Origin of the sequence: Pseudomonas sp. BRM28 (assembly GCF_002939405.1) — a bacterium.
In the GTDB taxonomy this organism is placed as follows: Bacteria; Pseudomonadota; Gammaproteobacteria; order Pseudomonadales; family Pseudomonadaceae; genus Aquipseudomonas; species Aquipseudomonas palmensis.
The window spans coordinates 2,235,771-2,253,347 of record NZ_PEFV01000001.1; the positions used below are offsets into that span (position 1 = coordinate 2,235,771).

Below are 17,577 nucleotides of genomic sequence, written 5' to 3' on the forward strand. Positions count from 1 at the left end.
CGACCTGAGTCGGGTTTTTTCATTAAAGCGCAGTTGCTTACTTGGCAGGTTCTGCCGGGGCGGCTTCTGGTGCTGGCGTCACAGGAGCGGCCTGGTTGTTTTCTTCTGCACGCTTTTGTTCGGCTTCAGCACTGTCTTTGGCGGCTTCGGCGTTTTCTTTGGCGGCGTCGTTCATCTTATCCTGAGCGTCGTCCATTTTCTTCTGGGCTTGCTCGGCATGTTCTTGAGCGTCCTGGGCTTTGTTTTCGCTGGCTTTATCGCAAGCAGCGAGGCCCAGGGCGGCGGCCAGCATAACGGCAAAGGCAATGGGTTTACGCATGGGGTGTTTCTCCTTGTGGAATAGAGTTGCTTGAATTATCTGAGTTCAAGTAAGCGACATAAGTTCCGCGTCGTTTGCACATATATAAGTGCCGGATCCATATAGACTTTCCCTCAGGCTTATGCAGCACCTGAGTTATTGCACAAGGAGCTGACCGTGAATGAACCGTCACCGTTGATGGCCCAGGCCGAACGTTTTCTTTCGGCGCTGCGCCATTGCCAGTTGTTGAAGATGCGCGTAGAGCGCGCCGATGCCGACGGCATCACGCTGTGCCTGCCGTACTCGCCGCAGATCGTGGGTAACCCGCAGAGCGGTGCGATCCATGGCGGTGCAATCACCACGCTGATGGACACTGCGCTGGGCATGGCCACCCTGTGCGCCCTGGCCGAGTTCGAGGTGTGCCCGACCCTGGACCTGCGCATCGACTACATGCACCCGGGGCAGGCCGACAAGGCCGTGTATGGGCAGGCGCAGTGCTACCGGGTCACCCGCGATGTGATCTTCATCCGCGGCTGCGCCTACCAGGACGACCCCGGCGAGCCGATTGCCCAGGTGGTGGGCACCTACATGCGCCTGGGCAAGGACATCAAGGGCGGCCTGGGCTTTGGCCGGCAGCTCAAGGCGGTAGCGCAATGATTCCCGCGGACGTGCATGCACAGCTGCGCCAGGCGCATGCCCAGGGCAACTACGCGCCATTGCTGCAACTGATCCCCTACGCCAGCCTGATCGGCATCCAGTGCAGCCGTGACGGCGACGACCTGCTGTTCTGCCTACCGGCCAGTGCCGACAATATCGGCAACCCGTTGCTGCCGGCGATCCATGGGGGGGTGATCGCCGGGTTCATGGAACTGTCGGCGGCGCTGTACCTGCTGATTTTCAGCGAAAGCGCGAGTATTCCCAGGATCATCGACTTTTCCATCGATTACCTGCGCGCCGGCCTGTACCGCGATACCTATGCGCGGTGCCAGCTGTGGCGCCAGGGGCGGCGGGTGACCAACGTCGCGATCACCGCCTGGCAGGGCGACCCGGACCAGCCCATCGCCACGGCCCGTGCGCATTTCAAGATCAAAGAACTGCCCGTGCCCTTGAAATAGATATGCCAGCCCCCATCTGCTGTTCATCCCGCCACGAAAGGCCGGACGCTGCCCCGCGGGGGCCGTCGGCCCGAGTGACTACTGCCATCAGATCGGAGTGTTGAAGACCATGAGTGTGGAAACTCAAAAAGAAACCCTGGGCTTCCAGACCGAGGTGAAGCAGCTGCTGCACCTCATGATCCATTCGCTGTACTCGAACAAGGAAATCTTCCTTCGCGAATTGATTTCCAACGCCTCCGACGCCGTCGACAAACTGCGCTTCGAAGCCCTGGCCAAGCCCGAGCTGCTCGAGGGCGGCAGCGACCTGAAGATTCGCGTGAGCTTCGACAAGGCGGCCAACACCGTCACCCTGGAAGACAACGGCATCGGCATGAACCGCGATGACGTGATCACCCACCTGGGCACCATCGCCAAGTCCGGCACTGCCGACTTCATGAAGAACCTCACCGGTGACCAGAAGAAAGACTCGCACCTGATCGGCCAGTTCGGTGTGGGCTTCTACTCGGCGTTCATCGTCGCCGACCAGGTCGATGTCTACAGCCGCCGCGCCGGTACTCCGGCGAGCGAGGGCGTGCACTGGTCGTCCAAGGGCGAGGGCGAGTTCGAAGTCGCCACCGTGGACAAGGCCGAGCGCGGTACGCGCATCGTGCTGCACCTGAAAAAAGGTGAAGACGAATTCGCCGATGGCTGGCGCCTGCGCAACATCATCAAGAAGTACTCCGACCATATCGCCCTGCCGATCGAACTGCCCAAGGAAGCGACTGCCGCCGAAGGCGAAGAGCAGCCGGCCGTGGAGTGGGAAACCGTCAACCGTGCCAGCGCGCTGTGGACCCGTCCGCGTACCGAGATCAAGGACGAGGAATACCAGGAGTTCTACAAGCACATCGGCCACGATTTCGAAAACCCGCTGGCCTGGAGCCACAACAAGGTCGAAGGCAAGCTGGAGTACACCTCGCTGCTGTACGTGCCGGCCCGTGCGCCGTTCGACCTGTACCAGCGTGAAGCGCCACGCGGCCTGAAGCTGTACGTGCAGCGCGTGTTCGTGATGGACCAGGCCGAATCGTTCCTGCCCTTGTACCTGCGCTTCATCAAGGGTGTGGTCGACTCCAACGACCTGTCGCTGAACGTGTCGCGCGAGATTCTGCAGAAAGACCCGATCATCGATTCGATGAAGTCGGCGCTGACCAAGCGCGTGCTGGACATGCTCGAGAAGCTGGCCAAGAACGAGCCCGAGCAGTACAAGGGCTTCTGGAAGAACTTTGGCCAGGTGCTCAAGGAAGGCCCGGCGGAAGACTTCGCCAACAAGGAGAAGATCGCCGGCCTGCTGCGCTTTGCCTCCACCCATGACGACAGCGGCGAGCAGAGCGTGTCCCTGGCCGACTACCTGGCACGTGCCAAGGAAGGTCAGGACAAGATCTACTTCCTCACCGGCGAGTCCTACGCGCAGGTACGCAACAGCCCGCACCTGGAAGTCTTCCGCAAGAAAGGCATCGAAGTGCTGCTGCTGACCGACCGCATCGACGAGTGGCTGATGAGCTACCTGAGCGAGTTCGACGGCAAGGGCTTCGTCGACGTGGCCCGTGGCGACCTGGACCTTGGCAAGCTGGACTCCGAGGAGGACAAGAAGGCTCAGGAAGAAGTGGCCAAGGACAAGGAAGGCCTGGTCGAGCGTCTGAAAGCTGCGCTGGGCGATACCGTCAGCGAAGTGCGCGTGTCGCACCGCCTGACCGATTCGCCGGCGATCCTGGCCATCGGTGAGCAGGACATGGGCCTGCAGATGCGCCAGATCCTCGAAGCCAGCGGGCAGAAGGTGCCGGACTCCAAGCCGATCTTCGAATTCAACCCGGGTCACCCGCTGATCGAGAAGCTGGACAACGAGCAGAGCGAAGACCGTTTCGCCGACTTCTCGCATATCCTCTTCGATCAGGCCGCCCTGGCGGCGGGCGACAGCCTCAAGGATCCGGCGGCGTATGTGCGTCGACTGAACAAGCTGCTGGTCGAACTGTCGGCGTAAGCAGTTGCAGGAAAGCCCGCTTCGGCGGGCTTTTTTCATTGTGCAAGGAGGGGTTCATGAGCAACGTGACGATCGAGTCGCTGGTGTACAAGCTTGACGGCAAGGTGTACGAAAGCCGCCTGGTGTATACCCACGGCGCCAAGGAACAGCCGGGCCTGGTGATGGCGCCGAACTGGATGGGCATCGGCGAGGGCGCCGAGCGCATTGCCAGGGAGGTGGCGGCCCAGGGCTATGTGGTGCTGCTGGCTGACCTGTATGGGCAGACGCTGCGCCCATCCAACATGGATGAAGCGGGAGCGGCGATGATGCCGCTGAAAAATGATCGGGTCGAGCTGCGCAAACGCATGAAGTCGGCGCTGGATCAGTTGCTGGGGCAATCGAAGGCAGTGCTTGCGCCGGGCAAGCTGGCCACCTTCGGCTTCTGCTTCGGCGGTTGCTGCGCACTGGAGCTGGCCCGTGAAGACCAGCGTCTGCGCGCTGCGGTGTCGTTCCACGGTACGCTGGACACGCCGCTGCCGGCCCAGGAGGGCAAGGTGTCGGCAGCGTTGCTGGTGTTGCACGGTGCAGCCGACCCGCTCGTGCCGCGCGAGCAACTGCCTGCCTTCGAGGCCGAGATGGATGCGGCCAAGGCTGACTGGCAGCTGGTGAGCTACGGAGGCGCGGTGCATTCGTTCACCGACCCCGCAGCGAACGTGCCAGGCAAGATGAAGTACGACGCCAGGACGTCCAAGCGCGCGTTCCAGGCGATGCACACCCTGCTGCGGGAAGTGTTCCAGGCCTGATGGCCTCTTCGCTGGCAAGCCCGCTCCTGCCTCTGTAGGAGCCGGCCTTGCCGGCGAATCTCAAGGCAACTCGATTCGCCCGATCTCGCCCGGTACCACCGGCCAATCCCCGGCCGCCCAGCGTGCCCGTGCCTGCTCGATCAGCGCCGGGTCACTGGCGACGAAGTTCCAGTTCATCCGCCGCGGCCCGTCCAGTGCGTCGCCGCCAATGATCACCAGGTGGCATTCGCTGTCGGCGTACAGGCTCATCGCTTCGCCTTCGGGCAGCACCACCAGGCTGCATGGCTCCAGTGGCTGATCGTCAAGGCTCGCCTCACCGTCGAGTACATAAACTGCCCGTTCAGCGTGTTCGGTGGGAATCAGCAGCGTGCTCGCCGCCTGCATGCGCACCTCGGCATACAGGGTCGCTGACAACACCGGCACTGGCGAGGTCAGGCAAAACCCCGTGCCCGCGATCATGCGGATACTCACCCCCAGCGCATCGCTGCTCGGCAAGCTGGCCGCCGGGTGATGGCTGTAGTGCCCCGGCCCCTGTTCGTGATCCTTTGGCGAGGCCAGCCACACCTGCAGCCCGTGCAGGCGCTTGGGCTGACCCAGCAGCTCCGGCGGGGTGCGCTCGATATGCGCCACGGCGCTGCCGGCGGTCATCCAGCTCACCTCGCCGGCACTCACGCGCTGATCCGAGCCCAGGCTGTCCTTGTGCTGCAACTGGCCTTCGAACAGGTAGGTGAGGGTGGACAGGCCGATGTGCGGGTGCTGGCGAATGTCCATGCCACGCCCGGGCGGGTAGTCGGTCGCCAGCATGTGATCGAAGAACACGAACGGCCCGACGCTGCGCCGCCGTGCCGAAGGCAGCGGGCGCAGGATGGGTTGGCCTTCGACGGATTCGGCGCGCGGGCGGATTACCAGGGGAGGGTTCATCAGGGGCACCAGGGCGATGGAAATAATTGGAAGCATAACCTGCCCGGTGCCCGGGCTGAACCGTTGCGCCCGGCGGCAGGTCTACCCTGGGTCAATTGCACAAGGGGATTGCGATGTGGGCCAGGACGCTGGGGTGCCTGTTGCTGTCGGTGACGCTGTCGGGCATGGCCCAGGCGCGGGAGTACCGCTACAGCGACGCGCACCTGCATTATGTCGATTTCTTTCAGGAAAGCGCCGGCATGGACGAGTTGCTCAAGGCCATGGATGCGGCGCGTATCGATCAGTCGATGATCTCGGGTGTGGCGGTGGCCAAGAAATGGCATGAAGACGAGCCCAAGCGCCCGCGCTACTACGCCGGCGATGATGCCGCAGCCTACTGGTACAGCGCCACCGACATCTATGTGGCAGCGGCGCTGCAACAGTTGCCCGAGCAGCAGCGCCAGCGCTTTCACCCGTTTCTGACCGGCTTCAACCCGGTGGACAAGAACGCGGCCACCCATATCGAGCGCATGCTCGAGCTGTTTCCCGGCCTGTGGCAGGGCATCGGCGAAGTCTTCACCCGCCACGACGACCTGACGGCGTTGACCAGCGGCGACACGCCACGGGCCAACAACGAGGCGCTGGGCCTCATCTATCAGCTGGCGGCCAGGCACGACATGCCGGTGCTGATCCACTCCAACATCACCTCCAAGCGCGAACGCAACCCGCTGTACCTGGAAGAGATCGAGCAGCCCCTGCGCGAGCACCCCGATACCCGTTTCATCTGGGCCCACGCCGGCACCAGCATGGAGATTCACCGCCACCAGACCCAGCTGGACTTTCTGCTGCCGACCCTGACGCGCATGCTCGAGCGTTATTCGAACCTGTACATCGACCTGTCGTGGAGCGTGCTCGAACCCTACCTGCTGGACGACAAGGGCGTGCCACGGCCCGAATGGGTTGCGCTGGTGGAGCGCTTCCCCGAGCGTTTCATGCTCGGTTCCGATGTGGTCGGCCGCTTCGCCAGCCTGGGCGAGCAACTGCACGGGTTCGACCGGTTCCTGGATGCCTTGCCCGAGGCCGTGGCGCACAAGGTGGCCAAGGACAACTTTCTCGCGGTACTGCCCAGGTCACGCTGATGTCATCAGCCTGTCATGCAAGCCCCATAGCCTGCCGCCATCAACCTGATGGAGAGCAGTATGTCGAAGAGTCGTTTGAGCGCCATGGCCGCGCTGATGCTGGTGAGTGCGGTGGCCGGTGCAGAGGTGCGGGTGCAGGGGCCGGTGGAGTACGGCGTGTTCCAGACCCGCCACCAGGACTTCCAGCCCGGTGAACGGGTATTGACCCAGACCAGCCAGACCCTGGAGCACACCGACCGAGTGCCGGCCCGTCTTGGCAGCAAATTCGGCCTGCGCTATCGCCTTGAAGGCAAGGTGGCCGAAGACACGCCCCTGACGCTGCTGTACCTGACCCCCGGGGTGATCACCCCCGACGGCCAGCGCCATGACAAGTTCGAGGTGGTGCAGAAGCTGGTACCGGGGGCCGCGCAGGATGTCATGGCCTATGAATTTACCGAGCACCACGAAGTGGTACCGGGCCAGTGGCACTTCATGGTGTTCCAGGGGGACCGCCTGCTGGCCGAGCAGCGCTTCATCGTGCAATGAGGCATGCGCCGCCTGCGCTCGCAATGACAAGGCGTTTTGATATCACTTTTTCGTCTTACGCAAAAATCTCAAGGGCCGATACCTTCTAATAAGCACGTCAGCTGCATGACCGATGCAGCGCTTTTGGAGGGAACCGGAAGATGAGCTTGAGACGTTTGAACATTGCGCCGCGGGCAGGTCTGGGGTTTGGTCTGGTAGCGTTGCTGGTGTTTGCATTGGGGGCCTTCTCGCTCCTGCAGATGAGCAGCATGCGCCAGCAGTCCGAACAGGTCGACAGCAACTGGCTACCCAGTGTGATCTCGGTGGGGCAGATCAGCCAGGACATGTTCCGGATACGGGCACTGACCCTGCGCCTGCTGCTCAACAGCGACAACGCCGCGCAGCAGCAGACCCATTCACGCATCGAGCAGATCAAGGGCGAGCTGGGCAAGGAACAGCAACGCTACCAGGCCCTGATTGCATTGCCCGAGGAGCAGGCGCTGTTCGACCGCTACCTCAAGCTCGAGCAGCAGTACCTGGGCTATCAGGCACGGGTAGCGCAGATGGCCCTGCAGGGCCAGACAACGGAGGCGGTGGCGCTGGTCAACGGTGAGATGAACCAGCTGGCCGATCAGCTCACCACCACCCTCAACGAGCTGATCGCCCTCAACAACCATCACGCCAACATGGCCACCGAGCTTGCCGGCACGGTGTATGAGCGTGCCCGCGTGTGGGTGGTCGGCCTGCTGGTGGCCGCACTGGTGCTCACCGTGGTGCTGGCGCTGACCCTGACCCGCAGTATCGTGCGCCCGCTGGCGCAATCGCTGCAGGTGGCCGAGGTGGTCGCCACCGGCGACCTGACCCCGCAGATCAACGTGGAGGGCAGTGACGAGCCGGCGCGCTTGCAGGCGGCCCTCAAGCAGATGCAGCAGAGCCTGCGCGACACCATCGGGCGTATTTCCGATTCGTCCAACCAGCTGGCCTCGGCGTCCGAAGAGCTCAGCGCAGTGACCGAGGACGCTACCCGCGGCCTGCACCAGCAGACCCAGGAAATCGAGCAGGCCGCCACCGCCGTGAACCAGATGACCGCCGCGGTGGAAGAGGTGGCGAGCAATGCGGTGGCCACCTCCCAGGCCTCGACCGAGTCCGATCGCATTGCCCGTCAGGGGCGCGAGCAGGTGCGCCTGACGGTGGCGTCGATCGAGGCGCTGGCCGATGGCGTTACCGCCAATGCCGCGGAAGTCGGGCAGTTGGCCGAGCAGGTGCACGGCATCACCAAGGTGCTGGATGTGATCGGTTCGATCGCCGAGCAGACCAACCTGCTGGCCCTGAACGCGGCCATCGAGGCGGCGCGGGCGGGGGATGCCGGGCGCGGTTTTGCAGTGGTGGCCGACGAGGTACGGGCACTGGCCCATCGTACCCAGCAGTCGACACGGGAAATCGAACAGATGATCGGTGGCATCCAGGAGGGTACCGACCGGGCGGTGGAGGGCATGCAGCAGACCAACCAGCGTGCTCAGGGCACCCTGGATGGCGCGCATGCGGCGGGTACGGCGCTGGAAGAGATTGCCACGGCCATCAGCCTGATCAACGAGCGCAACCTGGTGATCGCCAGTGCGTCCGAGCAGCAGGCACAGGTGGCGCGGGAGGTGGACCGCAACCTGACCAACATCCGCGACCTGGCGCTGCAGAGCTCGGCGGGGGCCAACCAGACCAGCGCGGCGAGCCAGGCGTTGTCGCAGCTGGCCATCGAGCTCAATACGCTGGTGGGCAGGTTTTCGGTGTAACGCCTTTGGCCGGCAAGGCCGGCCCCTACAGGCATCGCGTGCCCTGCAGGAGCCGGCCTTGCCGGCCAATTGCCCCGAAAGTCGCAAACAAAAACGCCCCGAACCAGTCGGGGCGTTTCTACAGCAGGGGCGAGCCCTTGCTTACTTGCCAGCCCAGCGCTTGAGCACCAGGGTGGCATTGGTGCCGCCGAAACCGAAGCTGTTGCTCATCACGGTGTCGATCTTGGCATTTTCGCGGGTTTCGCGCAGAACTGGCAGGTCGGCCACTTCCGGGTCCAGCTCGTCGATGTTGGCGGAGCCGGCAATGAAGTTGCCTTCCATCATCAGCATGCAGTAGATCGCCTCGTGAACGCCGGCAGCGCCCAGCGAGTGGCCCGACAGGCTCTTGGTGGAGCTGATGGCCGGGGCCTTGTCGCCGAACACTTCACGCACACCCTTCATTTCGGCAACGTCACCGACCGGGGTCGAGGTGCCGTGGGTGTTCAGGTAGTCGATCGGGGTATCGACGGTGGACAGCGCCTGCTGCATGCAGCGGATCGCGCCTTCGCCACTTGGGGCAACCATGTCGTAACCGTCGGAGGTCGCGCCGTAGCCAACGATTTCGGCGTAGATCTTCGCGCCACGGGCCAGAGCGTGCTCCAGCTCCTCGACCACTACCATGCCGCCACCGCCGGCGATGACGAAACCGTCACGGTCGGCATCGTAGGCGCGCGAGGCTTTTTCCGGGGTGTCGTTGCGCTTGCTGGACAGTGCGCCCATGGCGTCGAACAGGAACGACTGGCTCCAGTGCTCTTCTTCACCGCCACCGGCGAACACCACGTCCTGCTTGCCCATCTGGATCTGTTCCATCGCGGTACCGATGCAGTGCGCGCTGGTGGCGCACGCCGAGGCGATGGAGTAGTTCAGGCCCTTGATCTTGAACGGGGTGGCCAGGCACGCCGACACGGTGCTGCTCATGGTGCGGGTAACGCGGTATGGGCCGACGCGCTTGACGCCTTTTTCGCGCAGGATGTCCAGCGCTTCCATCTGGTTCAGGGTCGAGGCGCCGCCGGAACCGGCGATCAGACCGGTGCGCGGGTTGGACACCTGCTCTTCGCTCAGGCCCGAGTCCTTGATCGCGTCCTGCATCGCCAGGTAGGCGTAGGCGGCAGCGTGACCGACGAAGCGATAGACCTTGCGGTCGATCAGCTCTTCGAGATTGAGGTCGATGGAACCGGAAACCTGGCTGCGCAGCCCCATTTCCTTGTATTCCGGGTTGAAACGGATGCCCGGACGGCTTTTACGCAGGTTTTCGGAGACGGTCTCTTTGTCATTGCCCAGGCACGATACGATGCCCAGACCTGTGATTACGACGCGGCGCATGCGAATAACCCTTAGAAATTTTCAGTGGAGGTAAATACACCGACCCGAAGGCCTTCGGCGGTGTAGATCTCGCGGCCGTCGACGCTGACCGAGCCATCGGCGATGGCCATGTTCAGCTTGCCTTTCAGGACGCGCTTGATGTGGATGTTATAGGTGACTTTCTTGGCGGTCGGCAGTACCTGACCGAAGAACTTCACTTCGCCCGAACCCAGGGCCCGGCCACGGCCTGGCAGGCCTTGCCAGCCCAGGAAGAATCCGACCAGCTGCCACATGGCATCCAGGCCCAGGCAGCCTGGCATCACCGGGTCGCCTTCGAAATGGCAGGCGAAGAACCACAGGTCTGGACTGATATCCAGCTCGGCGACCAACTCACCTTTGCCGTACTTGCCACCCTCTTGGCTGATGTGCGTGATGCGATCCACCATCAGCATGTTAGGGGCGGGCAGTTGCGCGTTACCTGGGCCGAACAGCTCACCGCGACTGCAGCGCAGCAGGTCTTCCCGGGTAAAGGCGTTTTGTTTGGTCATGCGAGCTCCTCAATAGTCACCGTGCGGCACGGGGTAGATCTTCCCGACCGACCCAAAAGCCTCAGGCTTGGGGCGGCAGCCTACACATAGACTATTGCGTTGTAGTGAAAGTCACAGCACAGGGGACGAAGATGTACACTTGTGCACTGAAATTTTTATGACAAGCCCGGCAAGGGCCCGGTTCAGTCTGTAAGACTGCCGCACTTTAGCATTTATCGCCAGTCACAGATGCCTGTGCGGGCAGCCAGCGTTGCAGAATCTGCTGCAGATCAATGCGTTTGAACGGCTTGGTCAGGTAGTCGTTCATGCCGGCGGCCAGGCAGCGTTCGCGATCGCCCTGCAGCGCGTTGGCAGTCAGGGCGATGATCGGCATGGCTGCGGCATGGGGGATCTGGCGGATGCGCCGGGTGGCCTCGTAGCCGTCGATGACCGGCAGGCGGCAATCCATCAGCGTGGCGGCAAAGCGCTGGCGGCTGGCCAGCGCCACCGCCTGGGCGCCATCGGCGGCCACGCACACCTCGAACCCCAGGCTGCGCAGCATGGCCTGGGTCACGGCCTGGTTCACCGGGTTGTCCTCCACCAGCAGGATGCGCCGGCCCTGGCCAGGGTCACTGTTGTCGGCCCTGGGCGCAGGCAGCGTGGGGTTCTGCTGCATGCATAGCGCCAGCGGCATTTCCAGGGTAAAGGTCGAGCCCCTGCCTTCACGGCTTTCGGCACGCAGCGTGCCGCCCATGCGCTCGGTCAGGGTGCGGGCGATAGACAGCCCCAGGCCGGTACCGCCGTAACGTCGTGAAATAGAACTGTCGGCCTGCTGGAAGGCAACGAACATGGTTTCCAGGCGCTCGCTGTCGATACCGATGCCGGTATCGCGCACCGCACAGGTGAACCAGATCAGTTGTCGGTCCAGTACCTGCCAGCGCGGTTCGATCTGCACGCTGCCGTGTTCGGTGAACTTCAGCGCGTTGCCGATCAGGTTCACCAGCACCTGGCGGATGCGGGTCGGGTCGCCGGCCACGCGCAACTGTTCCATGCCCGGCGGCAGTGGCGCCAGCAGCAGCAATCCGCGCTGCTGGGCGACATGCTGGAACGACTGTGTGCAACTGCCCAGCAGCTCGGCCAGGTTGAACTCGATGTGCTCCAGCTCCAGCGTCGTGCGCTCGATCCGCGAGAAGTCGAGGATGTCGTTGATCACCTTGAGCAGATGGCCGGTGGACTCGCTGGCCACGGCCGCGTACTCGCTCTGTTCTTCGCTCAGCGCGGTGGTCTGCAGCAGTTGCAGCATGCCCAGCACCCCGTTCATGGGGGTGCGCAGCTCGTGGCTCATCATCGCCAGGAAGTCCGACTTGGCCTTGTTCGCCTGTTCCGCTTCCTCGCGGGCCTGGATCAGCTGGGCGATGGCCTGTTGCTGCTCGTGGCTGGCCTGTGCCAGGCCGCTGGCCAGGTTGTTGATGTGGCGGGCCAGGTGGCCCAGCTCGCTGTCGTCGACCACCGGCAGCGGCGCGTTGAAGTCGCCTTTCTGGATGGCCTTGACCGCGTGCCCCATGTCGCTGATCGGACGCGACAGGCTGCGCGCCAGGCGCCGTGCGAGGATGAAGGTGAACAGCAGGGCGAACAGGGCCAGGATCGCGGCCTTGATCACGATTTCCTGCTGGCGCTGGTTGAAGGCGTCATCGGACATGCCCACGATCACCCGGCCCAGGTAATCGTCCTTGCGGGTCGAGGCCGAGCCACCGCTGTGCAGAAAATCGCTGTCCAGGAAGATCCGCTGCAGGCGGATAGGCGCCTGGAATACCTCGACCTGCTGGGGGCGGTTCTCGTGCTCGTCGGCCTGCTCGACATACACCAGGATGTGGTTTTCGCTGTCCTGCACTTCGAGAAAGCGCACATGCGGAATGGTCAGGGTGGCGCGCATCAGGCTCTCGAGCACTTCGTCATTGCCCGAAATGACCCCGTATTCCGAGGCCGGTGCCAGCTGGTTGGCGATCAGCTGGCCGGTATGGTTGAGCTCCTGGCGCAAGTCCTGGATGCGCACGAAGGTGAAGAAGCTGATCAGCAGCAACGTCAGCAGCAGGGCCGGCCCCAGGCTGATGATCTGGGTGCGGGTACTGATGTCCCAGGTCAGTTTTTTCATCGGTGCTTCTCTCCTGCGGCCACGGCCTGCTGTGCGGCCACCGGGTCTATTGCCTCGATGCCCAGGGCTCGAGCCACCTGCTGGTTGCCGGCCACGCGAAATCGCTCGGGGTACAACGTCCGCGGCCAGGCCGCCGGCGGCTGGTCGAGCAGGCGGTCGAGCACCGCCAGCCAGTCATGCTGGTCGCTCAGGGTACTGGCCAGCCCGCCGGCGCGCACGAACCCGGCATTCGGACCGATCAGCGGGACCTGGCGTGCATAGCTGCTCAGCAGCAGGTGCTTGGCCGTGGTGGCGTTGTACAGCAGTGGGTCGTCCAGGCCCAGTAGCACATCGCTGTTTTTGAGCACGGCCTGCAGCGGCCGATTGTCACGCGGGTCGGGCCAGGCCTGGGCGATGATCTCAAGGCGCAGCGCCTTGGCCGCCTGGCGCAGCTCGTCGAGCAGGAACCGGCTGTTCTCGGTATATAGCACACCAATGCGCCTGGCCTGGGGCAGCAGGTAGTGGGCCAGGCGCAACTGGCGCGCGGGCGGCGGGTCGCTCCACAGCAGGCTCAGGTAGGACGGGCGTCGGTCGCCCAGGTGCCGGCTGGCCTGTACCCGGCTGACCCGCAAGGCCAGCGTCGGCGGGCCTTCGGCCTGTTTCAGGCGCCAGTCCAGTGCGGCCAGGTCGAGCAGAATCAGGCGCGTGCCCGGCTTGAGCCTGTGCCCGGCAGGCAGTTCTGACACGGCGGTGAAGCGCACGTGATCGGTGGGGCGCTGCGCGCGCAGGGCGGTGACGAAGTCGCGCACGCCTGCATTGCCCTGGGCGGCGGTAACCAGAATGTCTGCGGCCGCCAGTGCGCTCAGCGGCCACGCCAGCATCAGCACCAGGCAAGCGTGCAGCAGGCGCATCAGAATTCCAGCTCCGCGCTCAGGTACAGCACCTGCCGGCTGTCGTAGCGGTTCTGCCAGTTGCTGGTGGGCTCGTCATCCAGGCGTTGCTGAAGCATCCCGGCCAGCTCCAGGCTGGCGTTGCGGATGGGGATGCGCCTGGCCACGCGCAGGTCGACACGCTCGAAGCGGTACTGGTTGAGGGCGTCGTCGCCGTAGTAGAACACTGCGCTCGACCAGCCTCGGCCCCAGTCGCGCAGCCAGCCGGCCGAGCCGCTGTTGCGTGCGCTGAGGTGGCGGTCATCGGGGTTGCTGGCCCAGGCATCCACATAGGCGTAGGTCAGGCGCAGGCGGTCGGTACTGTGCAGTTGCCAGTCCAGTTGCGCCTCGCTGCCGGTGAAACGCGCCTTGTTGGCGTTGCTGGCGATGGGCCGGTTGTTGCGCAGCGGTTCGCTGACCATGCCGGTGAGCTGGTCATGGAACAGCTTGATGTCCAGGCTCAGGCCGATTTCGCTGAAAAAGCCGTTGTAGCCCAGCTCCTGCGAGCGCATGCGTTCCTGGTCGAGATCGCCCGGGCCGCGGGTGGTGACGAAGTACTCGGCGTGGCGCTGGCCGAAGGCGGCCGGGCGCAGGTTGTCGACGCGGTAGCTCCAGTTGACGTTGTTCTCGAACATGTCCGGCGAGCGTACCGCCTCCGAGTACACCGCACGCAGGCCGTGGCGCGGGGTGATCAGGTAGTTCACGGCCAGGCGCGGGGCCAGCGAGCTGCCCGCCAGCCGGGTATCCTCGAACATCGCGCCGCCCTGCACGATCCAGTGTTCGTCGGCGCGCCACTCGAGCTGGCCGAACAGGCGCCAGGTGGTGTCGTCGAGGCTGCCATCGTAGTAGGTCTGCGAGTCGGCCCGGTCGTAGCGGTAGGCGACGCCGCTGACCAGGCGCAGGCTGTCGCTCAGGCTCAGGGTGTCCTGCAGCTCCAGGTCCAGGCGGCTTTCGCGGGTACTCTGGTCGATGTCGCCGCACACCGGGTTGGCACCGCCGTTGTGCCACTGCTGGCGGACCTCGCGGGCCAGCGCCTGCTCCTGGTCGCTGCCGGGAGGAATCGGTGCGTCGATGTTGCGGGCCAGGCGTTCGGTATAGCCCGGGTTGAGCCGCCACAGCTGCGCCAGTTGCGGGCTGAAGGCGATGGCCGCATCGCACGCGCGCCACACCTGCTGGCGATCCCAGTGCAGCGCCGAACCCTGCAGGTACAGGCTGTGCCGCGGGTCCAGGTCGATGTTCCAGCGTACCGAGGCGGCGTAGTCCTTGGCATTCACGTCGGCGTTCGCCCCTGCGCCGCTAACGCCGGGGAACACCGGGGTATAGGCATAGGGGCGCTGCTCGCTGCCTTCCTTGGCGGAAAACTGCCAGTCCAGGCTCTGCTCGGCGTTCAGCGCATGGCTGGCGCTCAGGCTCAGGCGGTTCAGGCGGCGGCCATCGCGGTAGTGCTGGCCCTGCGCGTTGTGGTCAAAGCCGTCGTCCTGCTGGCCCGACAGCGACAGGCGCAGGTCGCCGCCGTCCCAGCCCAGGCCCTGGCTGGCGTACCAGTCGTCGATGCCGCGCTGGCCGCGGATCACCTTGAGCCGCGTGCCATGGCTGTCGGCCGGGCTGCGGGTGAGGATGTTGACCACCGCCATCAGTGCATTGGCGCCATAGCTGACGGTGTTGGGCCCGCGGAACACCTCGATGCGCTCGATATCCTCCAGTGCCAGCGGGATATCGCCCCAGTCCACCGTCGCCAGCCCCGCGCGGTACACCGAACGGCCATCGACCAGCACCTGCATGCGCCGCGCATCGTTGACGCTGCTGCCGTGGTAGTTGGCCGCCGGCTGGTTGCCCGCGCCGTAGCCGACCATCATGCCGGGCACCAGGCGCAGCAGTTCGGGTACGTTGCGCGCGCCGCTGGCGCGGATCAGCTCACTGTCGAGCACGCTCATGCTGCCGGGCACCGCCGCCGGCGACTGCCTGAGGCGGGTGGCGGTCAGGATCTGCGGCAGCGCCTGGCTGTCGACGAACAGGTCGTCCGCCACCGCCGGACCGCCCAGCAGGGCAGTCAGCAGAACCAGCGGGCGCGAGGGGGGAGGGCCAAGATGCACGGCGCGGCCTTGATGGCGGGTATCGAGCGGGCATGTTAACCGAGTAGCCGGCTTTTTCCAGCGATCAAACCCGCATTGCTGCGGTCCAATCGCACATCTGGCGCTGGCCGTGGCCTTAACGCTCCGTATAATGCGGGGGTCGCCACTTTATTGGTTTTAACGGATTGGATATGACTGAACAGCAGCCTGTTGCAGTTCTTGGAGGCGGGAGCTTTGGTACCGCCGTGGCGAACCTGCTGGCCGAGAATGGTGTCGAGGTACGGCAGTGGATGCGCGACCCCGAGCAAGCCGAGGCCATGCGCAACAACCGCGAAAACCCGCGCTACCTCAAGGGCGTGAAGATCCACCCGGGCGTCGAGCCGGTCAACGACCTGATGGCCACCCTGCAGGCCTGCGAGCTGATCTTCGTCGCCTTGCCGTCCAGCGCCCTGCGCAGCGTGCTGGCGCCCCATGCCGAGCTGCTGAGCAACAAGCTGCTGGTGAGCCTGACCAAGGGCATCGAGGCGCACACCTTCAAGCTGATGAGCCAGATTCTCGAAGAGATCGCCCCACAGGCGCGCATCGGCGTGCTCTCCGGGCCCAACCTGGCCCGCGAGGTGGCCGAGCACGCGCTGACCGCCACCGTGGTCGCCAGCGAGGACGAGCAGCTGTGCCAGCGGGTCCAGGCCGTGCTGCACGGGCGTACCTTCCGTGTCTATGCCAGCAACGACCGCTTTGGCGTCGAGCTGGGCGGCGCCCTGAAGAACGTCTATGCCATCATCGCCGGCATGGCGGTGGCGCTGGGCATGGGCGAGAACACCAAGAGCATGCTGATCACCCGCGCGCTGGCCGAGATGACCCGCTTCGCCGTCAGCCAGGGCGCCAACCCGATGACGTTCCTGGGCCTGGCCGGTGTCGGCGACCTGATCGTCACCTGCTCCTCGCCCAAGAGCCGCAACTACCAGGTCGGCCATGCCCTGGGCCAGGGGCTGAGCCTGGACGAGGCGGTCAACCGCCTGGGCGAGGTGGCCGAAGGGGTCAACACCCTCAAGGTGCTCAAGGCCAAGGCCGAGCAAGTGCAGGTGTACATGCCGCTGGTAGCCGGCCTGCATGCCATCCTGTTCGAAGGCCGGACCCTGAGCCAGGTGATCGAGCTGCTGATGCGCGGCGAGCCGAAAACCGACGTCGACTTCATTTCCACCAGCGGTTTCAACTGAATTACAGGAGCAGGGCATGAACGAGTCCCCAAAACAGGCGCAGCGCGAATCGATCATCTTGCGTGTGCTGTGGATGCTGGTGTTCCTACTGGTATGGCAACTGGCCGAGCTGCTGCTCGGTGGCCTGGTGGTGGTGCAACTGGTGTACCGGCTGATCTACGGCGCACCCAGTGCCAGCCTGATGAACTTCGGCGACAGTCTGAGCCAGTTTCTGGCCCAGATCGGTCGCTTCGGCAGTTTCCACACCGACCAGAAGCCCTGGCCGTTCGCCGACTGGCCCACCCCGCGCGCGCCGGAAGGCGAAGCCGCCCACAGCGTGCCGCCTGCGCCACACCCGGCGCGTGACGAAGAGCCCAAGCTGTGAAGCTGTGGGTACTGCGCCACGGTGAAGCCGAGCCCCGCGCCAACAGCGACGCCGAACGCCGGCTGACCGCCCACGGTCGCGAGCAGGTGCTGCGCAGTGCCGCCCAGTTGCTCGGCTGCGCGCCGCAGGTGATCCTGGCCAGCCCCTATGTACGCGCGCAGCAGACCGCTGCGCTGGTCCACGAGGCGCTGGGTTTGGACAAGCCGGTGCAGACCGTGCCCTGGCTCACCCCCGAAAGCGACCCGCAGCAGGTCATCGCCGAGCTGGACAGGCTGGGGGTGGAGCAGGTGCTGCTGGTCAGCCATCAACCGCTGGTGGGCACGCTGGTGTGCCTGCTCGAGCATGGCCACCGCAAGGACCCCGCACCCATGGGCACCGCCAGCCTGGCCGAACTCGACGGCGACCACCCCCTGGCCGGGCTGATGACACTGCGCAGTCTCACTCCCCCCTGATCGCC

The 17,577-nt window shown here is 64.7% G+C and carries 17 protein-coding genes; 10 read left to right on the top strand and 7 right to left on the bottom strand.

What is annotated here, in order from left to right; all coding sequences use genetic code 11:
* Positions 1-37: 37 nt before the first annotated feature.
* Positions 38-319 (bottom strand): hypothetical protein, encoded by a 282-nt coding sequence (locus tag CR917_RS10710; protein ID WP_043863130.1) that lies wholly within the window; start codon positions 317-319, stop codon positions 38-40.
* A 177-nt stretch (positions 320-496) separates the two neighbouring features.
* Here CR917_RS10710 and CR917_RS10715 point away from each other — a divergent pair, with 177 nt between their 5' ends.
* The 4 genes from CR917_RS10715 to CR917_RS10730 all read left to right on the top strand — a co-directional run bounded on the left by CR917_RS10715 (position 497) and on the right by CR917_RS10730 (position 4,209).
* On the top strand, positions 497-955 hold the full coding sequence (locus CR917_RS10715; protein ID WP_078480455.1) for a PaaI family thioesterase: 459 nt from the start codon (positions 497-499) through the stop codon (positions 953-955).
* Positions 952-1,413 carry a PaaI family thioesterase gene (locus CR917_RS10720; RefSeq protein WP_043863128.1) on the top strand — a complete coding sequence of 154 codons (462 nt, stop codon included), beginning with the start codon at positions 952-954 and terminating at the stop codon, positions 1,411-1,413. The genes CR917_RS10715 and CR917_RS10720 overlap by 4 nt, the downstream gene beginning before the upstream one ends.
* A 109-nt stretch (positions 1,414-1,522) precedes the next feature.
* Positions 1,523-3,427 carry a molecular chaperone HtpG gene (htpG, locus tag CR917_RS10725; RefSeq protein ID WP_054915672.1) on the top strand — a complete coding sequence of 635 codons (1,905 nt, stop codon included), beginning with the start codon at positions 1,523-1,525 and terminating at the stop codon, positions 3,425-3,427.
* A gap of 56 nt (positions 3,428-3,483) precedes the next feature.
* The gene (locus CR917_RS10730; RefSeq protein ID WP_104572266.1) at positions 3,484-4,209 is read left to right on the top strand and encodes a dienelactone hydrolase family protein; all 726 of its coding nucleotides are present in this window, start codon (positions 3,484-3,486) and stop codon (positions 4,207-4,209) included.
* Positions 4,210-4,269: 60 nt separating this feature from the next.
* Here CR917_RS10730 and CR917_RS10735 read toward each other — a convergent pair whose 3' ends face one another.
* Positions 4,270-5,130 (bottom strand): pirin family protein, encoded by an 861-nt coding sequence (locus CR917_RS10735; protein ID WP_100634692.1) that lies wholly within the window; start codon positions 5,128-5,130, stop codon positions 4,270-4,272.
* Between the two features lie 113 nt (positions 5,131-5,243).
* Here CR917_RS10735 and CR917_RS10740 point away from each other — a divergent pair, with 113 nt between their 5' ends.
* The 3 genes from CR917_RS10740 (at position 5,244) to CR917_RS10750 (ending at position 8,539) form a co-directional block, all read left to right on the top strand.
* A complete protein-coding gene (locus tag CR917_RS10740) occupies positions 5,244-6,248 on the top strand; it encodes an amidohydrolase family protein (RefSeq protein ID WP_104572267.1) in 1,005 nt (334 codons plus the stop codon).
* Positions 6,249-6,308: 60 nt separating this feature from the next.
* The gene (locus CR917_RS10745; protein ID WP_104572268.1) at positions 6,309-6,773 is read left to right on the top strand and encodes a DUF3859 domain-containing protein; all 465 of its coding nucleotides are present in this window, start codon (positions 6,309-6,311) and stop codon (positions 6,771-6,773) included.
* 140 nt (positions 6,774-6,913) lie between these two features.
* Positions 6,914-8,539 (top strand): methyl-accepting chemotaxis protein, encoded by a 1,626-nt coding sequence (locus CR917_RS10750; RefSeq protein ID WP_104572269.1) that lies wholly within the window; start codon positions 6,914-6,916, stop codon positions 8,537-8,539.
* 141 nt (positions 8,540-8,680) lie between these two features.
* On the opposite strand, the gene fabB is transcribed toward CR917_RS10750, so the two are convergent.
* The 5 genes from fabB to CR917_RS10775 form a co-directional block, all read right to left on the bottom strand.
* Entirely contained in the window at positions 8,681-9,901 is a 1,221-nt protein-coding gene (gene fabB, locus CR917_RS10755) for a beta-ketoacyl-ACP synthase I (protein ID WP_054915677.1), read from the bottom strand.
* 11 nt (positions 9,902-9,912) lie between these two features.
* Positions 9,913-10,428 (bottom strand): 3-hydroxyacyl-[acyl-carrier-protein] dehydratase FabA, encoded by a 516-nt coding sequence (gene fabA, locus CR917_RS10760; RefSeq protein ID WP_043863120.1) that lies wholly within the window; start codon positions 10,426-10,428, stop codon positions 9,913-9,915.
* Positions 10,429-10,633: 205 nt separating this feature from the next.
* Positions 10,634-12,559 (bottom strand): ATP-binding protein, encoded by a 1,926-nt coding sequence (locus tag CR917_RS10765; protein ID WP_104572270.1) that lies wholly within the window; start codon positions 12,557-12,559, stop codon positions 10,634-10,636.
* A complete protein-coding gene (locus CR917_RS10770; RefSeq protein ID WP_043863118.1) occupies positions 12,556-13,449 on the bottom strand; it encodes an ABC transporter substrate-binding protein in 894 nt (297 codons plus the stop codon). The genes CR917_RS10765 and CR917_RS10770 overlap by 4 nt, the downstream gene beginning before the upstream one ends.
* A complete protein-coding gene (locus CR917_RS10775) occupies positions 13,449-15,560 on the bottom strand; it encodes a TonB-dependent siderophore receptor (protein WP_104572271.1) in 2,112 nt (703 codons plus the stop codon). Before CR917_RS10775 ends, CR917_RS10770 begins: the two co-directional genes overlap by 1 nt.
* 170 nt (positions 15,561-15,730) lie before the next feature.
* On the opposite strand from CR917_RS10775, the gene CR917_RS10780 reads away from it, so the two are divergent.
* The 3 genes from CR917_RS10780 to sixA are packed head-to-tail and all read left to right on the top strand — an operon-like array spanning position 15,731 to position 17,572.
* Entirely contained in the window at positions 15,731-16,756 is a 1,026-nt protein-coding gene (locus CR917_RS10780) for an NAD(P)H-dependent glycerol-3-phosphate dehydrogenase (RefSeq protein ID WP_104572272.1), read from the top strand.
* 16 nt (positions 16,757-16,772) lie between these two features.
* Positions 16,773-17,120 (top strand): DUF4389 domain-containing protein, encoded by a 348-nt coding sequence (locus tag CR917_RS10785; RefSeq protein ID WP_043863115.1) that lies wholly within the window; start codon positions 16,773-16,775, stop codon positions 17,118-17,120.
* The gene (sixA, locus tag CR917_RS10790; protein WP_100634700.1) at positions 17,117-17,572 is read left to right on the top strand and encodes a phosphohistidine phosphatase SixA; all 456 of its coding nucleotides are present in this window, start codon (positions 17,117-17,119) and stop codon (positions 17,570-17,572) included. Before CR917_RS10785 ends, sixA begins: the two co-directional genes overlap by 4 nt.
* Positions 17,573-17,577: the final 5 nt, after the last annotated feature.

What these genes read in the sequence shown, in the direction of transcription:
- CR917_RS10720 (WP_043863128.1), top strand. Translation starts at nt 952, where the DNA reads ATGATTCCCGCGGACGTGCATGCACAGCTGCGCCAGGCGCATGCCCAG.
- CR917_RS10750 (WP_104572269.1), top strand. Translation starts at nt 6,914, where the DNA reads ATGAGCTTGAGACGTTTGAACATTGCGCCGCGGGCAGGTCTGGGGTTT.
- CR917_RS10710 (WP_043863130.1), bottom strand. Translation starts at nt 319, where the DNA reads ATGCGTAAACCCATTGCCTTTGCCGTTATGCTGGCCGCCGCCCTGGGC.
- CR917_RS10730 (WP_104572266.1), top strand. Translation starts at nt 3,484, where the DNA reads ATGAGCAACGTGACGATCGAGTCGCTGGTGTACAAGCTTGACGGCAAG.
- fabA (WP_043863120.1), bottom strand. Translation starts at nt 10,428, where the DNA reads ATGACCAAACAAAACGCCTTTACCCGGGAAGACCTGCTGCGCTGCAGT.
- CR917_RS10745 (WP_104572268.1), top strand. Translation starts at nt 6,309, where the DNA reads ATGTCGAAGAGTCGTTTGAGCGCCATGGCCGCGCTGATGCTGGTGAGT.
- htpG (WP_054915672.1), top strand. Translation starts at nt 1,523, where the DNA reads ATGAGTGTGGAAACTCAAAAAGAAACCCTGGGCTTCCAGACCGAGGTG.
- CR917_RS10735 (WP_100634692.1), bottom strand. Translation starts at nt 5,130, where the DNA reads ATGAACCCTCCCCTGGTAATCCGCCCGCGCGCCGAATCCGTCGAAGGC.
- CR917_RS10715 (WP_078480455.1), top strand. Translation starts at nt 497, where the DNA reads ATGGCCCAGGCCGAACGTTTTCTTTCGGCGCTGCGCCATTGCCAGTTG.
- CR917_RS10740 (WP_104572267.1), top strand. Translation starts at nt 5,244, where the DNA reads ATGTGGGCCAGGACGCTGGGGTGCCTGTTGCTGTCGGTGACGCTGTCG.
- CR917_RS10785 (WP_043863115.1), top strand. Translation starts at nt 16,773, where the DNA reads ATGAACGAGTCCCCAAAACAGGCGCAGCGCGAATCGATCATCTTGCGT.
- CR917_RS10780 (WP_104572272.1), top strand. Translation starts at nt 15,731, where the DNA reads ATGACTGAACAGCAGCCTGTTGCAGTTCTTGGAGGCGGGAGCTTTGGT.
- CR917_RS10765 (WP_104572270.1), bottom strand. Translation starts at nt 12,559, where the DNA reads ATGAAAAAACTGACCTGGGACATCAGTACCCGCACCCAGATCATCAGC.
- CR917_RS10770 (WP_043863118.1), bottom strand. Translation starts at nt 13,449, where the DNA reads ATGCGCCTGCTGCACGCTTGCCTGGTGCTGATGCTGGCGTGGCCGCTG.
- fabB (WP_054915677.1), bottom strand. Translation starts at nt 9,901, where the DNA reads ATGCGCCGCGTCGTAATCACAGGTCTGGGCATCGTATCGTGCCTGGGC.